Origin of the sequence: Micromonospora sp. NPDC051196, from assembly GCF_040682415.1 — a bacterium.
In the GTDB taxonomy this organism is placed as follows: Bacteria; Actinomycetota; Actinomycetes; order Mycobacteriales; family Micromonosporaceae; genus Micromonospora.
This window is the reverse complement of the sequence record NZ_JBFBAY010000002.1, coordinates 452,749-473,433: the sequence shown is the minus strand read 5'-3', so window position 1 is coordinate 473,433 and position 20,685 is coordinate 452,749. Positions and strand designations below refer to the sequence as shown.

Annotated in this window: 20 protein-coding genes and 1 pseudogene; 17 read left to right on the top strand and 4 right to left on the bottom strand. The window is 70.1% G+C overall.

The annotated features are described in order from the left end of the window. Window positions 1-52 precede the first annotated feature (52 nt). Both AB0M35_RS07990 and AB0M35_RS07985 read left to right on the top strand, forming a co-directional pair. A complete protein-coding gene (locus AB0M35_RS07990) occupies window positions 53-817 on the top strand; it encodes an ABC transporter ATP-binding protein (RefSeq protein ID WP_363742885.1) in 765 nt (254 codons plus the stop codon). Beyond that, window positions 802-2,493: an ABC transporter permease gene (locus tag AB0M35_RS07985; RefSeq protein ID WP_363742882.1), complete on the top strand. Its 1,692-nt coding sequence runs from the start codon at window positions 802-804 to the stop codon at window positions 2,491-2,493. Before AB0M35_RS07990 ends, AB0M35_RS07985 begins: the two co-directional genes overlap by 16 nt. A 195-nt stretch (window positions 2,494-2,688) precedes the next feature. On the opposite strand, the gene AB0M35_RS07980 is transcribed toward AB0M35_RS07985, so the two are convergent. The 3 genes from AB0M35_RS07980 to AB0M35_RS07970 form a co-directional block, all read right to left on the bottom strand. Continuing rightward, entirely contained in the window at window positions 2,689-3,621 is a 933-nt protein-coding gene (locus tag AB0M35_RS07980; RefSeq protein ID WP_363742879.1) for a hypothetical protein, read from the bottom strand. Window positions 3,622-3,975: 354 nt separating this feature from the next. Continuing rightward, window positions 3,976-4,182 carry a DUF397 domain-containing protein gene (locus AB0M35_RS07975; RefSeq protein WP_363742876.1) on the bottom strand — a complete coding sequence of 69 codons (207 nt, stop codon included), beginning with the start codon at window positions 4,180-4,182 and terminating at the stop codon, window positions 3,976-3,978. Beyond that, window positions 4,179-4,964: a helix-turn-helix transcriptional regulator gene (locus AB0M35_RS07970; protein ID WP_363742874.1), complete on the bottom strand. Its 786-nt coding sequence runs from the start codon at window positions 4,962-4,964 to the stop codon at window positions 4,179-4,181. Before AB0M35_RS07970 ends, AB0M35_RS07975 begins: the two co-directional genes overlap by 4 nt. Before the next feature lie 414 nt (window positions 4,965-5,378). On the opposite strand from AB0M35_RS07970, the gene AB0M35_RS07965 reads away from it, so the two are divergent. The 12 genes from AB0M35_RS07965 to AB0M35_RS07910 all read left to right on the top strand — a co-directional run bounded on the left by AB0M35_RS07965 (window position 5,379) and on the right by AB0M35_RS07910 (window position 17,102). After that, on the top strand, window positions 5,379-6,074 hold the full coding sequence (locus AB0M35_RS07965) for a flavin reductase family protein (RefSeq protein ID WP_363743042.1): 696 nt from the start codon (window positions 5,379-5,381) through the stop codon (window positions 6,072-6,074). A gap of 215 nt (window positions 6,075-6,289) precedes the next feature. Beyond that, complete coding sequence (locus AB0M35_RS07960; RefSeq protein WP_363742871.1) at window positions 6,290-6,643, top strand: DUF485 domain-containing protein; 354 nt, start codon at window positions 6,290-6,292, stop codon at window positions 6,641-6,643. Continuing rightward, entirely contained in the window at window positions 6,640-8,316 is a 1,677-nt protein-coding gene (locus tag AB0M35_RS07955) for a cation acetate symporter (protein WP_363742869.1), read from the top strand. The genes AB0M35_RS07960 and AB0M35_RS07955 overlap by 4 nt, the downstream gene beginning before the upstream one ends. A 76-nt stretch (window positions 8,317-8,392) precedes the next feature. Next, window positions 8,393-9,367, top strand: a complete 975-nt coding sequence (locus AB0M35_RS07950) for an NAD-dependent epimerase/dehydratase family protein (protein ID WP_363742867.1) — start codon at window positions 8,393-8,395, stop codon at window positions 9,365-9,367. A gap of 67 nt (window positions 9,368-9,434) precedes the next feature. Then, a complete protein-coding gene (locus tag AB0M35_RS07945) occupies window positions 9,435-10,661 on the top strand; it encodes an LCP family protein (protein ID WP_363742864.1) in 1,227 nt (408 codons plus the stop codon). Window positions 10,662-10,845: 184 nt separating this feature from the next. Then, complete coding sequence (locus AB0M35_RS07940; protein WP_363742861.1) at window positions 10,846-12,039, top strand: LCP family protein; 1,194 nt, start codon at window positions 10,846-10,848, stop codon at window positions 12,037-12,039. A 193-nt stretch (window positions 12,040-12,232) separates the two neighbouring features. Then, window positions 12,233-13,171, top strand: a complete 939-nt coding sequence (locus AB0M35_RS07935; RefSeq protein WP_363743040.1) for an LCP family protein — start codon at window positions 12,233-12,235, stop codon at window positions 13,169-13,171. A 58-nt stretch (window positions 13,172-13,229) separates the two neighbouring features. Then, window positions 13,230-13,565 carry a rhodanese-like domain-containing protein gene (locus AB0M35_RS07930; protein WP_363742859.1) on the top strand — a complete coding sequence of 112 codons (336 nt, stop codon included), beginning with the start codon at window positions 13,230-13,232 and terminating at the stop codon, window positions 13,563-13,565. A 10-nt stretch (window positions 13,566-13,575) separates the two neighbouring features. Continuing rightward, window positions 13,576-14,367: a glycerophosphodiester phosphodiesterase family protein gene (locus AB0M35_RS07925; RefSeq protein WP_363742856.1), complete on the top strand. Its 792-nt coding sequence runs from the start codon at window positions 13,576-13,578 to the stop codon at window positions 14,365-14,367. Window positions 14,368-14,415: 48 nt separating this feature from the next. After that, window positions 14,416-15,663 carry a HAMP domain-containing sensor histidine kinase gene (locus AB0M35_RS07920; protein WP_363742853.1) on the top strand — a complete coding sequence of 416 codons (1,248 nt, stop codon included), beginning with the start codon at window positions 14,416-14,418 and terminating at the stop codon, window positions 15,661-15,663. Window positions 15,664-15,730: 67 nt separating this feature from the next. Then, complete coding sequence (locus AB0M35_RS07915; protein ID WP_363743038.1) at window positions 15,731-16,147, top strand: ATP-binding protein; 417 nt, start codon at window positions 15,731-15,733, stop codon at window positions 16,145-16,147. Window positions 16,148-16,217: 70 nt separating this feature from the next. Next, complete coding sequence (locus AB0M35_RS07910) at window positions 16,218-17,102, top strand: DUF5926 family protein (protein ID WP_363742851.1); 885 nt, start codon at window positions 16,218-16,220, stop codon at window positions 17,100-17,102. Between the two features lie 74 nt (window positions 17,103-17,176). Here the strand turns inward: AB0M35_RS07910 and AB0M35_RS07905 are convergent, their stop codons facing one another. After that, window positions 17,177-18,376, bottom strand: coding sequence for an arginine deiminase (locus tag AB0M35_RS07905; protein WP_363742848.1), 1,200 nt, complete (start codon window positions 18,374-18,376; stop codon window positions 17,177-17,179). Window positions 18,377-18,539: 163 nt separating this feature from the next. Here AB0M35_RS07905 and AB0M35_RS07900 point away from each other — a divergent pair, with 163 nt between their 5' ends. The 3 genes and pseudogenes from AB0M35_RS07900 to AB0M35_RS07890 all read left to right on the top strand — a co-directional run. Then, a complete protein-coding gene (locus AB0M35_RS07900) occupies window positions 18,540-19,280 on the top strand; it encodes a hypothetical protein (RefSeq protein ID WP_363742846.1) in 741 nt (246 codons plus the stop codon). Window positions 19,281-19,452: 172 nt separating this feature from the next. Then, window positions 19,453-19,908 carry a hypothetical protein gene (locus AB0M35_RS07895; RefSeq protein ID WP_363742844.1) on the top strand — a complete coding sequence of 152 codons (456 nt, stop codon included), beginning with the start codon at window positions 19,453-19,455 and terminating at the stop codon, window positions 19,906-19,908. Window positions 19,909-20,144: 236 nt separating this feature from the next. Then, window positions 20,145-20,606: pseudogene (locus AB0M35_RS07890) on the top strand (hypothetical protein); the annotation flags it as partial. Between the last annotated feature and the right edge of the window lie 79 nt (window positions 20,607-20,685).

Sequence of the window (20,685 nt, the reverse complement as noted above, 5' to 3'; positions counted from 1 at the left end):
CTCGTCCTACGGGCTGGCGGAGCGCTGGCCGCAACCGGATACGGTCAGGCACATGACTGGTGAGTACCCTGCGCTGGCGCTGCGTGGCCTGGCCAAACGGTTCGACGGCAAGATCGCCGTGGCCGGGGTGGATCTGGACGTACCGGCCGGTTCGTTCTACGGGCTGCTCGGCCCCAACGGTGCGGGCAAGACCACCACCCTGTCGATGGCGGTCGGGCTGCTGCGGCCGGACGCCGGCGGCGCCTGGGTGCTCGGACGCGACGTGTGGGCCGATCCGGTCGAGGCGAAACGACTGTTCGGTGTGATGCCCGACGGCGTGCGGCTGTTCGACCGGCTCAGCGGCGCCGAACTGCTGGCGTACCACGGGCTGCTGCGGGGCATGGACCCGGCGGTGGTCGACCAGCGTGCGGCCGAGTTGCTCGACGTGCTCGCCCTCGCCGACGCCGGCCGCACCTTGGTGGTGGACTACTCGGCCGGAATGAAGAAGAAGATCGGCCTCGCCTGCGCCCTGTTGCACGGGCCTCGGCTGCTGGTACTGGACGAACCCTTCGAGGCGGTCGATCCGGTCTCGGGGGCACTGATCCGGGACATCCTCCAGCGGTACGTCACCGGCGGCGGGACGGTGATCTTCTCCAGTCACGTCATGGAGGTCGTGCAGCGCCTCTGCACGCACGTGGCGATCCTCGCCGAGGGCACCATCAAGCGGGTCGGCACCCTGGAGGACGTACGCGGGGGGCGCTCGCTGGAGGAGGTCTTCGTCGAGGTGGTCGGTGGGCGTACGGCAACCGGTGAGGAGTTGTCGTGGCTGTCCCGGTGACCGAACCGGCCAGCCGCGCACGTCCGGTCGCGGCGCGGCACTTCGTCCGGCTCAAGCTGCGGGTGATGGGCAACAACTTCCGGGGCCAAGCCTGGCGGGCCGCGTTGTTCGTGGTCGGATCGTTGATCGGGCTCTGGTTCGCGGTCGGCGCCTTCTTCGGCCTGGCGGCACCCGGACTCGTCGGTGACGACCAGTACGCGCTGCTGGTCGCGGCGTTCGCCGGCGGATTGACGGTGCTCGGCTGGCTGCTGCTGCCCCTGGTCTTCTTCGGTGTCGACGAGACACTCGACCCGGCCCGCTTCGCGCTGCTGCCGCTGTCCCGGCGGACCCTGGTCACCGGACTGTTCGCGGCGGCGTTGGTGAGCGTGCCCACCGTCGCCGTACTGGTGGCGCTCTCCGGCCTGGTGGTCACCGCCGGGGTGTTCGGTGGCTGGTCCGCCGCCACGGTGGCCGTCCTCGGGGTGATCTCCGGGCTGCTCCTCTGCGTCGCCGCGGCGCGGGCAGTGACCAGCGCCTTCGCCACCATGCTCCGCTCCCGCCGGGTACGCGACCTGGCGGCGGTCCTGCTCGCGGTGGCCGCCGCGCTGCTCGGGCCATTGCAGCTCGCCGGTCTCGCCGCGATCCGGGACACCGACTGGGACCGACTCACCGGTGTGGCGACCGTGATCGGCTGGACCCCGTTCGGCGCACCCTGGACGGCCGGCATCGACGTGGCGCAGGGCCGGGTCTGGGCGGCGCCGCTGAAGCTCCTGATCACCGCCGTGACGATCGTCGCGCTGCTGGCCTGGTGGTCACGCTCGCTGGAGTCGGCGATGGTCGGTGCCGCGAGCACCGGCCCGACCCGAGGCAAACCGCAGGTCAGCGGCGGTGCCGTGGGCCATCTGTTCCCCCGGGCCGCCGGCTGGCTGCGCCGGGACCGCTTCGGCGCGCTGGTCGCCCGGGAGGCCCGCTACTGGTGGCGCGACGCCCGGCGACGGGCCAACCTGATCACCATCGCGGTGGTCGGTCTCTTCGTGCCGGTGATGGTCAACGTGGGTGGTCAGGGCTTCAGCATCGACAGCGAGCAGGGCTTCAGCATCGCCGCCGACACCTCGCCGCTGCTGGTCAGCCTCTCCATGCTCTTCGTCGGGCTGCTCGCCGCCATGACCCTGGCCAACCAGTTCGGTTTCGACGGCAGCGCGTACGCGGCCAACGTGATCGCCGGTGTGCCCGGCCGGCTGGAGCTACGCGCCCGGATGGCCGCCTTCTCGCTCTACGTGCTGCCCATGCTGGCGTTCGTGGCCGTGGTGATGGCGTTGATCCTCGGCGAACCGACCTGGATCGGATTCATGGCCGGCACCCTGTTCGCCACCTACGGTGCCGGGCTGGCGGTCAACTCGTTCGTCTCCGTACTCGCCGCCTACTCGCTGCCCGAGACGAGCAACCCGTTCGCGATGAACAGCGGTGCCGGAGTGACCAAGAGCCTGCTGGCTCTGGTGGCCATGGTGGCCACCGCCGCGACCGGCGTACCGACGGTGATCGCCGCCGCGCTGCTCGGCGACGCCTGGCTCTGGCTGGGCCTGCCGCTGGGCGTGCTCTACGGCGTCGGCGTGGCGCTGCTCGGCTCCTACCTGGCCGGTGACGCCCTCGATCGCCGCCAGCCCGAACTGCTCACCGCCGTCACCCCGCGCCGCTGACAGTCCCCGGCCGGTCGCGGCTCAGCGATCGCTGGTCTCGGTCGACGGTCGCGGGCCGGCGGTCGCGGGCCGACGGTCGCGGGCCGACGGTCGCGGGTCGACGCTCGCGGGTCGACGCTCGCGGCTTGGCGGTCGACGCTCGCGGGTCGACGGTCGCGGGCCGGCGCTCGCGGCTTGGCGGTTGGCGGTCGCGGGTCACGGGGCAGGCTGTTCGGGGATGCGGGACGCAATCGTGCGGTGGCCACGGGAGCGCAGGGCGGCCCGCACCTCGGCGACGAAGCCGTCGAAGTCCTCGCGGAGGCGCTTCGCAGTCAGGTGCAGGACGATCCAGTCACCGCCGACCAGCCGGTTGAGCCTTCGGCGATCCGCGTCGAACTGCGCCGGGTCGTCGTGCCAGAGGCCGTCGTACTCGATCGCCACCCGATAGTCGGGCCAGGCAAGATCGAGACGGGCGAGGAACCGACCCTGAGCCGACACCACCCATTGGGTACACGGACGCGGCAGCCCGGCCAGCACGAGCCGGACCCGAGCGCGGGACTCCTGCGGCGACTCGGCACCGGCATCCGCTAGGTCGACCGCGCGCAGCATCGCCCGCCAGCCACGACGGCCCGCCCGAGCCAGGGCGTACCCACGCAGTGTCGACACGTCGGTGAGCCGTCGTGCCAGCAGGGCGTCGATGACCACCACCGCCTCCAGCAGGTCGAGCCAGCTAGACACATCCCAGCAGGTGCGCACGGGCGAGGTGACCGGGATGCCCGCCCGATCGACGACATCGCCCGCATCGACCGGTCCGCGATGGACGCGCAGCCCAGCGGTAGGACCAGCGGGTGTGCCACGCGGGACGAGGACGTCGACCGTGTCATCGAACGTCGTGTGGGCGCACCCGTAGAGCACGGCAGCGGATCGACCGGCGATCGCGGCACCAGCCGGAATGAGCCATCTGCCTGCGGCGGCGCACCGGGTGCGGTGGGTGACCGGCAACTGGGCATCGGCGTACACGTCGCGGAAGAGAGGCCGCCAGGCGGAACTACGAAGCTCGTTCCGGGTGAGCAGGCCATGCGATATCGCCCGCGAACCACGGAAGATGCGCCCCCGCAACTGCGGCGGCCGACGAGGCAATCGGGACATACCCAGACGGTGACAGCTCAGACACCCCGCGCGCTGCCCCTGTGGATAACCCCCCGACTGCCGCCTTCCCCAGCATGATCACGCTCGGCATCGAGCGTCCTCCCGCGCCCCAGCGAGGCGACCCTCGCACACAAAGTCACGCTCGGATCGGACGCCCTGACTCGCCCCAGCGGGTCGGCCCTCGCACAAGATCACGCTTGATGTGGGATCGAGTGGTTAAATGCTGGCAACCAGACCACTCGATCCCAGATCGAGCGTGATCTTGTCGGGTTGCGCCTCGCTGCAACGCGTGTCACCCCACGCCCACGCCTGTGCTCGCATCGCTCGGCGGATGGCCGGGCAGATCACGGCGGGTCAGCGAGGGGCGAAAGGCGATGCTTCGCGGGCCAGAGCGAGAAACGATCGCCAGGCGGCGGGCGTGAAGGTCAGCGCTGGGCCGGGGCGATCCTTGCTGTCGCGCACCAGCACCATCCCGGGCAGGTTGTCCGCCACCTCAACGCAGTTGCCACCGGTGTCGCCGGAACGGATTGCCGTGCGCCAGCGGGGTTCAGCAGCAGTCATGACGTCACCTTCAGCTTTCGGAGCAGGTCAAGCGAGGCGTTTGTGGACAGCGCTTCGCCAAGCAGGCTATCCCACTTGCGGTCGATCAAACGGATCATCTCCGGGTCGTTCACCACGTGCCCCCGAGCGGCGTTCTCCAGGTAGATCGCCTGCTCACCATCAGGTAGATCGGCTAGCACAAACCCGCCGGTGAGCCCGACATGCTCGCCGACGCTGAGCGGCACCACGTGTATGCGGACGTGCGGCCGCTCCGCTTCGGCCAACAGTTGACCGAGTTGCGCGTCGAGTACTGCTGGACTGCCCACCGGCCGGCGCAACGCAGTCTCGTCCATCAGGAACACGCACTGGGGTGGGTCATCCCGTTGCAGGAGTTGTTGGCGTTCCATTCGGACGGCTACCAGCTCGTCGACCATGGGTGGCTGGTGGAGTCCGCCGGCAGAGATCACGGCTCGGGCGTACTCCTCGGTTTGCAGCAGTCCGGGCACCAGGCAGGGTTCGAAGGCGCGCAACCGGGTGGCTTCCTGCTCATAGCCGCGCCAAGCGGCGAACCAGGAGGGGCCGCGCTCCCGATCGGCCTCCTTGAGCAGCTCGGCAAGGAGGCCGCCGGTGTGCAGGGCCTCGTCGGAGGCGATCGCGAACTCCATTGTCGGTCGGCGGCGGCCGGTCTCGATGGCGGCGATGAGCGACGGGCTCCATTTGATCAGGGCCGCGAGTCCTTCCTGGGATACCCCGGCGGCGGCGCGAGCAGCCTTCAACGCCCTGATCCACATTTCGAAGTTCATGCTCACCCATTCGGTAAGTACGCGAACGCGCTGGGTAGTAACCGCTGGCATCCTCCCCTGGGCTCGGCTCGGAGTCCAGGGTGGAAACACGCGGCCCGGCCGGTGGAGGCGACGATCCCGGCGGTCGGTCCTGCGACGGGCCGCCTCGGTCATTCCCCCGGCCGGGGCGGCCCCCGAAGCGAAGGAGGCACCAGTGCTGTTTCCACGACTCAGCTGCTCCCCGGCAGCCGCGACGTGACCGGGCAGCCGCAACGTGACCCGGCTGGTGGCGGCGTGACCTCGGCTAATGGCGCCGTGACCCCTACTGGTGGCGGCGCGACCCGGCTGGTGGCGCATCTGCCGATGCGGCCGCTCTGGCGTTGTCGGGGCTGCGGGGCGCCTTGGCCCTGCCAGCCGGCCCGACTGCGGATGTTGATCGAGTATCGCGAGGACCGGACGGCGCTGCTGGTGTACCTCGGCACGCTCATGCTGGAGGCCGGTGACCAGCTCGCCCAGCTGGGCGGGCAGGGCAGCCGAACCGAGTTGTACGAGCGGTTCGTGGGCTGGGCACGGGCTCGCGGAGCAGCAGAGCAGGTCACAATGTTTCACGTGAATCCAGAGCCGGGCGCCCAGATCCACCACACCGATCCGTTCGCGGTGCCGGCCGACCAGCGATCGCCCGTACGCCAGTTTCGGGGTCGGCTCGCCGCGCCGGTGACGTTGTGGACGGCGCCCGGGCCGGCGGGGCTGACGGTTTCCTCGACGCTGGTGGCCGACGGTGATCCGGGCCGGCTGCTCGGCCTGATCGACGCGGAGTCGGATCTCTGGGCGGCGGTCGAGGAGGCCGAACGGTTCGCGGTGGCGCCGCTCAGCCCGGCGCACCGGCAGCTCGCCGACCGGTTCGCCGGCCTGTTCCCGTCGCCCGGCGGCCTGTTCGCCATCGACACCTGGGCCGAGACGCCCTACGGGCCGGTGCCCGCCGACGGCGGCGGTTGGGCCGGCTGCCGGCTCGACAGCGCCCGGGAGTACGGCTGGAGCCTGCTGGTCGAGGCGACCATCGAGCGGGTGGAGCTGGCAGACGCGGGTGGGCCGCTGCTGCACCACCGCGGCCGGTACCACGAGCTGGGCTGATCCCACCGATACCGAGTCCGGCCGCACCACCCGACCATCGAGCCAGACAACTGACCACCGCTACCGGTCAACGGAGTGAGCCTGGTCACTGGGCGCAGCAGTGTGGCCATTCGGCGCACTCGTCGACCGGCCCCCATATCGCCCCTTTCCGGCGGGGAGCGCGCTTTCTAACGTGCGCGAAACTCCTGACGCCTGTGAAGGTGGTGATCCCACAAATGTCCACGGACACACCCGCAACCACGCCGACCGAGTCGGAACCGGAGCGGTACCTCGCCGTCCAACGGTCGGACGAGTTCGCCGGGCTGCGTCGCGCCCTGCGTGGCTTCGTCTTCCCGATGACCATCGCGTTCTTCCTGTGGTACGCGCTCTACGTGATCCTCTCCGCGTACGCGCGAGGCTTCATGGGCACGCGACTGTTCGGCAGCAACATCAACGTGGCGCTGGTCTTCGGCCTGCTCCAGTTCGTCTCCACCTTCCTGATCGCCTGGCTCTACTCCCGGTACGCCGATCGGAAGATCGACCCGGTAGCCGACAAGATCCGCGGCGAGCTCACCGGAGGTGAGTCGTGAACTCAATCGTTCTCGCGGTCGAGGCGGGCAACACCACCGCCCGCAACTTGACCATCGTGCTGTTCCTGGCCTTCGTGGCCGCCACCCTGGCAATCACGATCTGGGCCAGCCGGCAGACCAAGACCGCCACCGACTTCTACGCGGGCGGTCGGTCCTTCTCCGGCTTCCAGAACGGCATGGCGATCGGCGGCGACTACATGTCCGCCGCGTCGTTCCTCGGCATCGCCGGCATCATCGCGCTCTACGGCTACGACGGTTTCCTCTACTCGATCGGCTTCCTGGTGGCGTGGCTGGTGGCGCTGCTGCTGGTCGCGGAGCTGCTGCGGAACTCCGGCCGGTACACGATGGCCGACGTGCTGGCGTTCCGGATGCGTCAGCGCCCGGTGCGTACGGCGGCGGCGGTTTCCACCATCACCGTGTCGATCTTCTACCTGCTGGCCCAGATGGTCGGCGCGGGCGCCCTGGTGGCACTGCTGCTCGGCATCCGGCCGGGCACCACCTTCCTGGGCATGGACGCGGACACCGCAAAGGTGGCGACCATCATCATGGTCGGCGCCCTGATGATCATCTACGTGACCGTGGGTGGCATGAAGGGCACCACCTACGTACAGATCGTCAAGGCGTTCCTGCTCATGGGTGGCGCGCTGTTGATGACCCTGCTGGTGCTCGCGAAGTACAAGTTCAACCTCTCCTCGCTGCTGGGTGACGCGGCCGCCAGCTCCGGCCAGGGCACCGCATTCCTGGAACCCGGTCTGAGGTACGGCGTCGAGGTCGCCGGCAACGCGACACAGACCTTCTACAACAAGGTCGACCTGCTCTCCCTCGGCATCGCGTTGGTGCTCGGCACCGCCGGCCTGCCGCACATCCTGATCCGCTTCTACACCGTCCCGACGGCGAAGGCGGCCCGTAAGAGCGTGCTCTGGGCGATCGGCATCATCGGCTCGTTCTACCTGCTCACCCTGGCGCTCGGCTTCGGCGCGGCGGCACTGGTCGGCGGCGACGCCATCCGGGAGCAGGACCGGGCCGGCAACACCGCCGCACCACAGTTGGCCGAGGCCCTGGGCATCGACTTCTTCGGCGGCGAACTGGGCGGTGCGGCACTGCTGGCGATCATCGCGGCGGTCGCCTTCGCCACCATCCTGGCGGTGGTCGCAGGATTGACCCTGGCCTCCTCGTCCAGCCTGGCGCACGACTTCTACGCCAACGTCGTCAAACGGGGGGCGGCTTCGGAACGCCAGGAGGTGAACGTCGCCCGGATCTCCGCGCTGGTGATCGGTGCGGTGTCCATCGCCCTGTCGATCTACGCGCAGAACCTGAACGTGGCGTTCCTGGTGGCGCTGGCCTTCGCGGTCGCCGCTTCCGGCAACCTGCCGGCGATCCTCTACAGCCTGTTCTGGAGGCGGTTCAACACCTCCGGCGCGGTCTGGGCGATCTACGGCGGTCTGCTCGCGGCCGTGGTGCTGGTGTTCTTCTCTCCGGTGGTCTCCGGTGCGCCGACGGCGATGTTCCCGGACCACGACTGGCAGTGGTTCCCGCTGTCCAACCCGGGCATCCTGTCCATCCCGTTCGGCTTCCTCTGCGGCTGGATCGGCACGGTGATCTCCAAGGAGAGCGACGAGGAGAAGTACGCCGAACTGGAGGTGCGTGCGCTCACCGGTGCCGGCGCGCACTGACCCGTCCGTTTGTTAATAGGGGCCCCCTGTACCACGCCAGGCGTTAACAGGGGGCCCCTCCTTTAGGCTGATCGGCATGAAGGTTGAGCAGCGTTTCGGCCCCGGTCACCGGGTTCTGGTCACCGGCGGCGCCGGCTTCGTTCCCTCGCACCTGGTGGACGCGTTGATCGCTCGTGGCTGCACGGTGGTCGCGTTGGACAACTTCGTCACCGGGTCGAAGGAGAACGTCGCCCACCTGCTCGACACGCCGACCTTCACCCTGGTCGAGGCGGACGTCTCCGACGGGCTGCCGGATCATCCCGCGCTGGCGGAGCGGTTCGACGCGATCCTGCACATGGCCTCACCGGCCAGCCCGACCGACTTCGAGAAGCTGCCGGTGGAGATCCTGCGGGTGGGTTCGGTGGCCACCCTGCACCTGCTGGACCGCGCGGTCGCCGACGGCGCCCGGTTCCTGTTGGCCTCCACCTCCGAGGCGTACGGCGACCCGAAGGAACACCCGCAGCGGGAGACGTACTGGGGCAACGTCAACCCCATCGGCATCCGCAGCGTGTACGACGAGGCCAAGCGCTTCTCCGAGGCCGCGACGATGGCGTACCGCCGCAGCCGGGGGCTGGACACCGCCATCGTGCGGATTTTCAACACCTACGGTCCACGGATGCGGCCGGACGACGGGCGAGCCATCCCGACCTTCATCTCGCAGGCGCTGCGCGATGAGCCGATCACCGTGCACGGCACCGGCGACCAGACCCGCTCGATCTGCTACGTGGCGGATCTGGTCCGGGGCATCCTGCTGTTGCTCGACTCGACCGAGAGCGGGCCGGTGAACTGCGGCACCGAGCACGAGATGAGCATGCGGGAACTGGCCGAGACGATTGTGTCCCTCTGCGGCAGCAGCTCTGAGGTGACGTACGTCACCCGCAGCGCGGACGACCCGGAGATGCGCCGGCCCGACCTCAGCCTCGCCCGCGAGGTGCTCGGCTACGAGCCGACGGTGACGCCGGAGATCGGCCTGCGACGCACGATCGACCATTTCCGGGAGCGGCTGGCCTAGCCGGTCCGACACGGCGCGGGGGTTCGACGCAGGGCGACAGTGGCCGGGGCTGCGTACCCTGAGTTACATGTCAGCGACCAGCCCCGATGCCCACCGGCTCCCTCACCTGCACCGCAGCGCCGGGCGCGCGGCGGTGCCGGGCCCCGGTCGCGGCGGGCGTGCCGCCCGACCGGCCGACACCGCCCAGTGGCAGCCCGGCTACGACGAGGAGCCGGTACGGGCCGGCGGGCCGGGCGGCCCGCGTGGGCCGCTGGGGCCGGGCGGGCCGGGCAGTGGTCGGCCGCGCGGGCGGCGACCGCACTGGCGGCGCATCGCCCTGGTGGCCGGTGTCATCGTGTTGGCGCTGGCGTTGATCGGTGGCGGCGGGGCCTGGTTCTACGCCCGCAGCCTCGACAAGAACCTCGCCCGGACCGACCCCTTCTCGGAGATCACCGGCGGTCGACCGGCGAAGTCCGTGAACGGCGCGCTGAACATCCTCATGGTGGGCACCGACTCGCGGGATCCGGACGCCCCGATGGACCGGGCGGGTGAGTGGCGGGCCGACACGATCATCGTCATGCACATCCCGGCCGACCACCAGAAGGCATACCTGGTCTCCATTCCACGGGACCTGTACGTGCCGATCCCGCAGAGCGCGGGGGCGGACTGCGGCTCCGGCCAGCGCCGCAAGATCAACGCAGCCTTCGCCTTCGGTGGGCTGCCGCTGGCGGTACGCACGGTCGAGTGCTTCACCGACGTGCACATCGATCACGTGATGGCGATCGACTTCGCGGGCTTCAAGCAGGTCACCGATGCCCTCGGCGGTGTGGATCTGGAGGTCGAGCGGACGATCGCCTCGATCCACAAGCCGTACCGGAAGTTCACCAAGGGCACCAACCACATGAACGGGACCGAGGCGTTGGACTGGATCCGTCAGCGCAAGCAGTTCCCCGACGGCGACTTCGCCCGGATGCGCCACCAGCAGGAGTTCCTGCGTGCCCTGATGGACAAGGCGGCGAGCACGGGCACGTTGACCAACCCGAAGAAGCTCAACGCCTTCCTCCGGTCGGTGACCGACGCGGTCACGGTCGATCACGGCTTCTCGCTCACCGACATGGCGGTGCAGTTCCGCAACCTGCGGGGCGAGAGCCTCACCTTCGTCACCAGCCCGCACCTGGGCAGCCAGACCATCGACGGTGAGTCGGTGGTGGTCTCCGACCGGGAGAAGGCGCTGGCCATGTACCGCGCGATGACCGCCGACACGATGGCCGAGTGGATGCAGGCCAACAAGCCGTCGGCGACCGGCAACGGGTGACGGGGCATCCTGAGTACTCCCTGTGAGCCAACCGCCAATTGTCTAATTGAATCTGCCCGTTCGGACATTTCGGCAGGATGACGCGGCGGAGAACAGTAACTGGCCGTCATGAGAACTCGCTTCGGCAGGTATGTATACGTAAAGTGTCTCCGCCCCCTTTTGCTACACAAGAACTGGAGCGCGCATGCCGGTTCACAGCCCCGCCTTGCTCGAACCACCTCATGCGACCGCCACCCCGCCGCCGGTGTCCGGCGGTAAGAACCGATCCGGTAAGGCCAGGAAGGGGCGTCCGCGACGCAAGGATCCGCTCTGGGCCCGACTCACCGTGGTGGCCGGAGCCGTGCTGATGATGACCAGCGGGGTCGCCATCGTCGGCAGCAAGGCGGTGATCAGTCAGGCCACCGGCAGCATCACCCAGCGCAACCTGCTCGGCGACGCGGGTAAGACGCTGGCCGAGGGTGGGTCCGATCTGAAGGGCCCGATCGACATGCTGCTGCTGGGCGTGGACGCCCGGGAACGCTGGGCCGCCGACGACGTCCGGGCGGACAGCATCATCGTGCTGCACATCCCGGCCACCCACGACCAGGCGTACCTGATCTCGATTCCCCGGGACACCGAGGCACAGATCCCGGCCTGGCCCAAGGGCAACTTCGCCGGCGGGGTCGACAAGATCAACGCTGCGTTCCAGGTCGGTGCCCGCAACGGCGGCGGCTGGGAAGGTGGCGCCCAGGTGATGGCGCAGACGATCAAGAACATGACCGGCGTCAGCTTCGACGGGGCGGCGATCATCAACTTCGGTGGCTTCAAGAACGTCATCGACGCACTTGGCTCGGTGCGGATCTGCCCGAAGCAGGACGTCAAGTCCACGCACATGTCGTACGTCGACGGCAAGCCGATGTGGAACGCGGACGCCAAGAAGACCGGCAAGCCGCGTACTCCGGTGGTGCACAAGAAGGGCTGCCAGGAGATGGAGGGCTGGGCCGCGCTGGACTTCTCCCGGCAGCGCTACGGCCTGGCCAACAGCGACTACGACCGCCAGCAGAACCAGCAGCAGCTGATCAAGGCGATGGCGAAGAAGGCCAGCCAGAACGGCACGCTGACCAACCCGGTCAAGCTGAACGAGTTGATCAAGGCGGCGGGCAAGGCGTTCATCCTCGACACCGGCGGCGTCTCGGTGGAGGACTTCGTCTTCACCATGCGCGGCGTCACCGGCAACGAGCTGATCATGCTCAAGACCAACGGCGGCACCTACAACGCCAAGGGCAACGGCAACGAGGCGCTCGACGAGCAGACCCTGGACATGTTCCGTGCGGTCCGGCAGGACAAGCTCGCCGAGTTCGTGTTCTACAACCCCGAGGTGATCTCCAGCCGGAAGTGACCGGCAGGACGCGAATCTCCGGGAACTCCCATCACCCTTCGTGAACCTTCCCTAGCCTGAAGTGAGCAGGATTCGGGCTGACGGGAGGGGCGCCACGGCCAGGCGGGCGGGCGACGGCGGGACGCGGTCACCGGGGAATGGTTCCCGGCACCCGCGGTGGGCCCGCGTACTGCTCCGGACCGGGCTGGTGGTGGTGCTGCTCGCGGCGGTCGCCGTGGTCGGCCTCCGGGTGCTCGCCGACCGGTACGAACGCACGATCACCCACGAGCAACTGCTGGACCCGTCCGCCCGCACCAAACGCACCGACCTGGATGGGCCGCTGAACTACCTGCTCGTCGGATCGGACCGACGTCCTGGCGACACCGGCCCGGAGCAACGCACCGACACCATCCTCATCGTGCACATCCCCGCCGGGCTGCGCGAGGGCTATCTCGTCTCCGTACCACGCGACCTGCTGGTCACCATCCCGCCCGGCGCCGGCTGGCCGGGCGGCGAAGACAAGATCAACAGCGCTTACGAGTACGGCGGAGGCGGCCAGCCCGGCGCCCAGTTGCTCTCCCACACCCTTACCCGGCTCACCGGAATCCGCTTCGACGGTGCCGCCCTGGTCGACTTCGCCGGGCTACGCAGCGTCATCGACCTGCTCGACGGCGTCGAGATGTGCGTACGGACCGAGGTGCGCTCGATCCACACCAACCGGGTCTTCCAGCCCGGCTGTCAACGGATGGACGGCGCGCAGGCGCTCGACTACGTACGCCAGCGCTACGACCTGCCCGGCGGCGACTACGACCGGCAGACCCACCAGCAGCAACTGCTGGGGGCGATGCTCGAACGTGCGGGCGAGACCCGGGTACGCACCAACCCGGTCCAGTTGCACCAACTCATCCAGGCCGTCGGCGAGTCGTTGACCGTGGACACCAACGGGGTGCCGGTGGAGGACCTGCTGCTCGCGCTGCGCGGGCTGTCCACCGACGGGCTGCGCGGCGTGCAGGTGCCGTCGTACCCACAGACCATCGACCAGGTCTCCTACGTGATGCTCGACAACGGCGGCGAGGAATTGTTCGAGGCGGTACGCGGCACCCGGATGCCGCAGTGGGCCGGCGCGCATCCGCGCTGGGTGACCCGACTCTGACGACCCGATCGGCGCCGCCGGGCTCGTCGGGTCGGCCGAGGATCTACCCTTGGTACCCGTGTTCGGATCCCAGATTCCCACCGTGACCGTTTCCGAGATCACCGATGACACGTACCTGCTCGACGTGCGGGAGGACGACGAGTGGGCCGCCGGTCACGCACCGGACGCCCACCATCTGCCGATGATGGAGTTGCCGGCCCGGATCGCCGAGGTACCGACCGACCGCGATGTGGCGGTCATCTGCCGCTCAGGCGGCCGCTCCGCACAGGTCGTGGCGTACCTGATGCGCAACGGATGGGACCAGGTGCGCAACGTCGAGGGCGGGATGGGCGACTGGGCGACCGCCGGGCGGCCGGTGGTCGCCAGCGACGGACAGCCGGGCCGGGTCCTGTAGGGCGGGCCGGATGGGCGCCCCCCTCGTATTCGCGCACCGAGGCGCGTCGTACGACCTGCCGGAGCACACCCTCGCGGCCTATCTACGGGCCCTCGACGAGGGTGCCGACGGGCTGGAGTGCGACGTGCGGCTGACCCGCGACGGGCACCTCGTCTGCGTACACGACCGCCGGTTGAACCGGACCAGCAACGGCCGAGGGCCGGTCAGCACCCGTACCCTCGCCGAGTTGCAGCAGTTGGACTTCGGCTCCTGGCACCCGGGCTGCGTACCGCCCGACGGTGACGAGGTGCTCGACGACTCGCACACCCGGCTGCTCACCCTCGAACGGCTGCTGGAGGCGGTCCTCGCCGCGGGCCGACCGGTACGACTGCTGGTGGAGACCAAGCACCCGGCCCGCCACGGCGGGGACGTCGAACGCCGACTGGTCGCTCTGCTGCGCCGCTACGGCCTGGCCGAACCGCACCCGGGGGCCCCGGTACAGGTCACCGTGATGTCGTTCTCGCCGCTGGCCGTACGCCGGATCCGGGCCCTGGCCCCCGCGCTGCCGACCGTGCTGCTGCTGGAGGTGCTGCCCCGCTGGCTACGCCTCGGCCGCCTGCCGTTCGGCGCCGGCATCGCCGGGCCGGGCATCGGGCTGGTGCGGGCCCGCCCGATGCTGGTACCAGCCCTGCGAGCGGCCGGCAACCAGGTCTACGTCTGGACCGTCAACGAGCCGGCCGACCTCGACCTGGTGCTGGCCGCCGGAGTGGACGGCGTGATCACCGACCGTCCGGCGCACACCCTCGCCCGGTTGACCCGGTAACCCACTCGGGGGTGCCCAGGAACGCGAAGCGCGTGCACACTCGGGGTCATGCCGGACCGCACCGACTACTCGGCCCTAATCGCTGGGCACACCGTCGTCATCGAGATGATGAACTCAGGTGCTGCGGGCCTGCCGGTCCTGACCCGACTGCTCCGGATGGCCCAGCCGGCACTCGGTGCCGCGGGCATGGCGTTCGTGGAGTTCGCGGCGAGCGGCGGGCGGGTGATCGCCGCGACCGGCGCAGCCGAGTGGGCCATCGGCCGACCGCTGCCGGCCAACGACCCGGCCACCGCCTGCCTGCTCTCCGGGCCCCGCGTGCAATGCGTACGCATCGACCAGCTGACCAACCAACTCGCCCTCGAACTGGCTGAACGTGGCCTGCGGCAGATGGTCGTGTCCCGTGCGGAGATCGGCGGGCACACCGTCGGCAGCCTGCACGCCCTCTATCCCGCCGGCACCGAGGAGCCCGGCACCGAACAACGGGGGGTGGTCGCCTACCTCGGCACCTGCATCGCGCACATGTACGGCGACCAGAACGGCCTGCCGGTGCACAGCGACGGCCCGGTGGTGGCACCGGCCGACGGACTGGCCGTCCGTGACACCACCGACCAGGAACGTCACGACCACGAACGGGACCTTTTCGTCGCGGTCACCAGTCACGAGCTGCGTACCCCGGTGACCGTCATCAAGGGGTACGCCGACACCCTCAACGACCACTGGGAGTCGCTGAGCGAGGCCGACCGGCGGCAGGCGGCCCGGGTCATCGGGCAGCGGGCGAACGAACTGGCCCGGTTGCTCGACCGGCTGCTCTCCTCCGCCGCCGAGGTGTGGCCGGGTGACGGCCCGCCAGCGCCGTTCGACTTCGGCGAGACGCTCCGGGCCGCAGTCGCCGACCTGCCCACCGACCTGCGCCGCCGGACCACGACCCAGATACCGGCCGAACTGCCCCGGGCGGTCGGGCACCGGCAGAGCCTGGCCACCGTGCTCACCGAACTGGTCACCAACGCCGGAAAGTACTCACCGCCCGGCTCACCCATCGAAATCAGCGCGTCGGCCGACGGCCGGACCGTCAGCCTCCAGGTCAGTGATCGCGGCATCGGCGTACGCCCTGAACACGTCGAACGGGCCTTCGACCGGTTCTGGCAGGGCGACTCCGGCGACCGGCGTCGCTATCCCGGCACCGGTCTGGGCCTCTATCTCGTCCGCCGGATCGTTGAACAGCAGAATGGCTGGGTATTCCTTCGACCGAGAACAGGTGGGGGTACGGTCGCAGAGGTGCGACTGCCCCGCAGGTGAACGGTGTGATCACTGGGGCGGAAGAGGGGCAGAGGTGTCGACGGCAGCGGTCGAACGAGCGTGGTGTGTGGTGGTGCCGCACCACGCCACCGGGGCACGGGTCGCCCGGCACCGGCTCGCCACCGAGCTGGCCGAGGTGGTGACCCCGGCCGTGCTCGCCGATCTGGTGGCGGTCCTGGCCGAGTTGGTGGGCAACGCCGTCCGGCACGCCGACCCGCTGCCCGGCGGGGTGGTCCGGGTGTCCTGGCGGCTGCGCGTCACCACCGAGGGGGCGCAGGTCCGGCTCCAGGTCACCGACGGCGGTGCCACCTGCGGTCCGCAGATCCGTCCCGCCGACTCGGGCGCGGCCGACGGCCGTGGCCTGCACATCGTCTCCGGTCTGGCCAGCCGGTGGGGCGTGGAACGCGACGGCCTCGGCCAGAGCGTCTGGGCCGACTTCGACCCCGTACCGCAGCAGCGTCCAGGCCTGGTGGCGGCCGGCTGAACGGCCCGCCGGGGTGACGGGGGTGGGTCCGGCCCACGCCGTGCCGCCGGGGCCTCTAGGCTGTCTGGCCGTGAGCAAGCGTCGAAAGAACCAGCGGGCAGCCACGCCGAGCGCAAAGCGGGAGCGGGTACGGGACGTCTTCGTCCCCCGTCCCTTCGAAGGGCTGGCCGACGAGCCGGAGTGGATCGCCCTGCGCGAACTGGTGCCCGCCGCCTCCGCACCGCTGCGTCTCACGCCGGCGCTGGCCGAGGAGTACGGCGATCGTCCGGTCACGCTGGCCACGGTGCTGCCGATGGCCGCACCGGCGATGAGCCGGCAGGACGGGCGCGTATTCATCGGGCTCCAGCGGCACCAGCAGTCCGGTGACGTTTCCCGCGACCTGGCCGAGTCGTTGCTCTGCGCGCTGCGGACCGAACCGGGTGCCCCGGTCGCCGTGCCACCGCTGCCGGGCCCCGGACCTCGACTCCAGGACATCCTGGTCGACGGGCCGCTGGAGATCACCCTGCACGAGGGGTTCGAGTTCTGGCTGGTTCCGGAGGCCGTCGACGACCCGACCGTGCAGGCGTCGCTGGAGCGGGCCAACGCGGCGATCTACCCGACCGTACGATTGGCCGCCGCACCTGCCGCGTACTGGTGCCGGGTGCCGGAGAAGGCGCACGTGCGCTGGGTGTTGCCGGAGGACGAGGAGGCCGCCCTGAACGCCCTGGCGCGGCTGAGCGCGGCCGGCTCACTGACCCTCGGTGAGTCGACCAAGTTCGCCGGCATGTTCCGCGCGCACGGGCGGCTGGTGCCGGTCTGGGACCTGCCCGAGGCTGCGCCGGCCGGCGACTGGGAGGACCCGGTGGCCGAGTTCGCAAAGCGGTACGCCGAGGCGCTCGCCGAGACCGGGCCGCTCGACGCGGCCGCCCGCCGGTCCCGGCAGGGTCTGCTCGGACGCCAGCTCACCCTGCGCTGAGTCGCCGCGTTCGCCACCCTGGCGTTAACAGGGGGCCCTTTCTCTACCTGAGGCGTTAAGAAGGGGCCCCTCCTTCACCCCCGCAGCAGCGGGCACGACATGCAGCGCGGGCCGCCACGGCCGGAGCCCAGCTCGGAGCCGGCGATCGGGATGATCTCGATGCCGGCCCGCTCCAGTTGTGCGTTGGTCTCGATGTTGCGTTCGTAGCCGATGCACAGGCGGGGGGCCAGCGCCAGCGTGTTGTTGCCGTCGTCCCACTGTTCCCGCTCGGCGGTGACCGGATCGAGCCCGGTGTCGATCACCCGGAGCTGATCCAGGTCCATCGCGTCGGCCGCTGCCCGCAGGAACGGTGCCGGGCCGTCGACCCGCGGGTCGTCGCCGTCGGTGCCGGCGATCACGGTGTACGCCGACAGCGAGCTGGCCACGTTCGGGTACATCAGTACCGCGTCGACGTCGACCATCGTGCAGATGGTGTCGAGGTGCATGGTCGCCCGTTCCTGAGCGATCGGGACGACGAGGATGGTGTGTGCCAGTTCGGCGGAGAAGACCCGACGAGCCAGCCGCTCGGCGCCGGCCGGGGTGGTCCGCTCGCCCACTCCGACGGCGAGCACCCCGGGTGCCAGCAGCAGGACGTCACCGCCCTCCAGGTGCTCCAGCTCGGGCCGATAGACGAACTCGGTGTTGGCGAATCGCGGGTGGTACCGGTAGATCGCGTCGGTCAGCGTGGTCTCCCGCCGACGGGCCGGCATGGCCAGGCTGGTCACGCCCACCCGGTCACGGATCCACAACGACGAGTCCCGGGTGAACAGCAGATTCGGCAGCGGATCGATGACGAAGTCGTGCCGGTCCATCAGGGTGTAGACCAGTCCACCCCGGCGGTCCCGGCCGACTCTCAGCTCCTCGTGTGCCAGACCGGCCACGAGAACGCCGGCGAGAGCGGCCGGATCGAGGTACGACAGGTGCGCGGCGACCCGGGCCCGCAGGGTGTCGCCGAGCCGGGGTGAGCCGAGCACCTGCTCGGTCAACTCGGCGCGGGCATCCGCCACGGCCAGTGCCTCGGTGAGCAGATCGGTCAGGTAGAGCACCTCGACGCCGCGTTCGCGCAGTGCGCCGGCGAAGGCGTCGTGCTCCTCCTGTGCCCGCCCCACCCAGGGGATCGCGTCGAACAACAGGGAGTCGTTGTTTCGCGGGGTGAGCCGGGCGAGTTCCGGCCCCGGTCGATGCAACAGGACGGTGCCGAGTCGACCAACCTCACTGTCCACGTAGTGGGTCACTCTCGCAGCGTAGGTCAGGGTTTGGCGGTATCTGGGAAAACGACTGTGGATGAATACGGCATTCATCCACAGTCATTCCGGCGTTCCGGCTTGCCGACTACCCGGACCGGCAACGTAGGGTAGTGAGAAAGTAACTTCGAGGGACCTTTTGCCGGAGGTCGCGATGACTGTCTTCCCCGCTCGTCGAGCCGTACCCCCCACCCGGGCACTGCCGCCCGTGGCGGTACCGCACCCCCGGACGGAGGCGTCAGGGGTGACCGCGGCCGCTCGTCCATCCCCGTTGGAGTGGGCCCGGCGTCGCCGCGCCGAGCGGGGTGCCCGGCGACTGGAGGCGGCCGGGGCCCGCGCCTTGGGGCAACTCGGTCACCTCGGGCCGGCGTGGCACGTCGTCGACTGGCCACGGGTGGATCACACCGACATGCTGCTCGACGAGAGTGACGACAACCGGGCCGGGTTCCTCGCCATCGGACCGAGCGGGCTCTTCGCCGTCACCATCGCCGACCACGGTCGGGCCCGCGTGCTCGTCGCCGGCGACGTGGTGCAGATCAACGGCAAGCGTCCGCCGTACGTGACGGAGGCCCGGCGGGACGCCAGGCGGGCCAGCAAGGCGCTCACCGCGGCGGTCGGCCATCCGATTCCGGTCACGCCGGTGCTCACCTTCGTCGGCTCCGGCGTCATCAGCGTCTACGGCTTGCCGAAGGACTGCCTGATGGCGACTCATCGGGAGCTCGACCGGTTGCTCGTCGCGGGCGGCAACCGGATCAGCCCGGCCACCGCGGAGAAGCTTTCCCGAGTGGCCCAGCATCCCAGCACCTGGACACCCGGGGGGCATCAGCCAGCGGCGGACTACCGGTGGTACGAGGACGGCCGAACGGCCGCTGACAAGGCGGCCACCCACCGGTAACGTCTGCGGCGACGCCACGCGGCCGGGCGGTCCCGGCTCGGTACTCCGCCGGCCCGCGCCGTTGCCGACCGGGGCACCGATCCCACCGACGACCCGACACACGACGCACGGTCGGCGGTCGCCGCAACGACCGGCTAGCGTGGACGTACCGTCGGTGTACATAGGAGGCGCGGTGGCCCACGTCGAACTCTCGCTCTCGGAAGTGTTCGCGCCCACGACGGGGACATCGACAGAGCCGGGGTACGACAACATCGGCCGCTGGTCGGCAACGGTGTCCAGCGCCGACGAGCCCTGCCTGCTGATCGACGCCGAGACGCGGGTGGTGGCTGTCTCCGCCGCCGGCTGCGAACTGCTCTGCCTGGGCACGCCGGAGGAGCTGATCGGTCTACCCCTGCTCGACGGCGGGTTGCGGCTGCTCGACTTCACCGCAGCCAGGGGCGAGCTGACCGAGCCGGAGATCGACAAGATTCCACCACTGCTCGCGCTCACCTCGGGCCGCCTGGCCCGAGGTCTGCTGCGCATCGAGGCAGCCGACGGCGGATCCGACGCGACCGTGGACGCGGTCTCCACACCGGTGCTCGCCGAAGGCGCCGTCGCCGGCTCGCTGACGTTCTTCTCAGAGGTCTGAGCCCCTTCTTCTCCGAGGTCTGAGCCCGCCGCGCGGGACGAGGCTCGTCGGCGGCCGAGCGCTGCCCTTCCACCACGGCAACGGATCCTCCTACCATGGGCTCGGCCGCCGGCCACCCCATCACGCCCCTGCATTCGAGGACCTCCGTGCCGCCCAGCCCTCTCCGTCGCGCCGCTGCCGGCCACTCACCGGCGGGTCTCGGCCTGTTCCGGCATGCCCGGTGGGCCTGCGGTGCCCTGGCGCTGGCCGGGCTACTGCTGTCCGGCTGTGGCGAGCCTCCGGAGCTGCGCGAAGGCGCATCCGGACTGCCCACTGTCGCAACAACCCCGAGCGCGAGCGGGCCGGAAACGCCGCCGCCGCCCGTCGCCGTACCGCCCGTCGCCAGCACGCCCGTCCCGTCGGCGAATGCCGGCCTGGTCGCGGTGGCCTGCCAGGGCGAACCGTCCGCGCAGCAGATCATCAGTCTGATCCGCGGTCGCGCCGGCCTGCTGCCCCGCAACGCGAAGGTCCAGGCCAGCAATGGTCCGCTGTGCGCCGCGGACTGGCATTTCACCGCCCTCGACGTGACCGGGTACGAGCCGCTGCACGTGGTCACCCGGAAGCAGGCGGGGACGCTGCGGCTGGTCACCGCCGGCACCGACGTGTGCTCGGTCGAGGTACGGGTCACCGCGCCGCCTGGCATCCGTACGCTGGCCTGCGGCGACGACGCTCCGGGCACCGTTCCGCTGCCGACTGGACCGCCGACCACGCCGACGCCGCTGCCGACCACCCCCACTG

What these genes read in the sequence shown, in the direction of transcription:
- AB0M35_RS07990 (WP_363742885.1), top strand. Translation starts at nt 53, where the DNA reads ATGACTGGTGAGTACCCTGCGCTGGCGCTGCGTGGCCTGGCCAAACGG.
- AB0M35_RS07980 (WP_363742879.1), bottom strand. Translation starts at nt 3,621, where the DNA reads ATGTCCCGATTGCCTCGTCGGCCGCCGCAGTTGCGGGGGCGCATCTTC.
- AB0M35_RS07975 (WP_363742876.1), bottom strand. Translation starts at nt 4,182, where the DNA reads ATGACTGCTGCTGAACCCCGCTGGCGCACGGCAATCCGTTCCGGCGAC.
- AB0M35_RS07970 (WP_363742874.1), bottom strand. Translation starts at nt 4,964, where the DNA reads ATGAACTTCGAAATGTGGATCAGGGCGTTGAAGGCTGCTCGCGCCGCC.
- AB0M35_RS07960 (WP_363742871.1), top strand. Translation starts at nt 6,290, where the DNA reads ATGTCCACGGACACACCCGCAACCACGCCGACCGAGTCGGAACCGGAG.
- AB0M35_RS07950 (WP_363742867.1), top strand. Translation starts at nt 8,393, where the DNA reads ATGAAGGTTGAGCAGCGTTTCGGCCCCGGTCACCGGGTTCTGGTCACC.
- AB0M35_RS07945 (WP_363742864.1), top strand. Translation starts at nt 9,435, where the DNA reads ATGTCAGCGACCAGCCCCGATGCCCACCGGCTCCCTCACCTGCACCGC.
- AB0M35_RS07940 (WP_363742861.1), top strand. Translation starts at nt 10,846, where the DNA reads ATGCCGGTTCACAGCCCCGCCTTGCTCGAACCACCTCATGCGACCGCC.
- AB0M35_RS07925 (WP_363742856.1), top strand. Translation starts at nt 13,576, where the DNA reads ATGGGCGCCCCCCTCGTATTCGCGCACCGAGGCGCGTCGTACGACCTG.
- AB0M35_RS07920 (WP_363742853.1), top strand. Translation starts at nt 14,416, where the DNA reads ATGCCGGACCGCACCGACTACTCGGCCCTAATCGCTGGGCACACCGTC.
- AB0M35_RS07900 (WP_363742846.1), top strand. Translation starts at nt 18,540, where the DNA reads ATGACTGTCTTCCCCGCTCGTCGAGCCGTACCCCCCACCCGGGCACTG.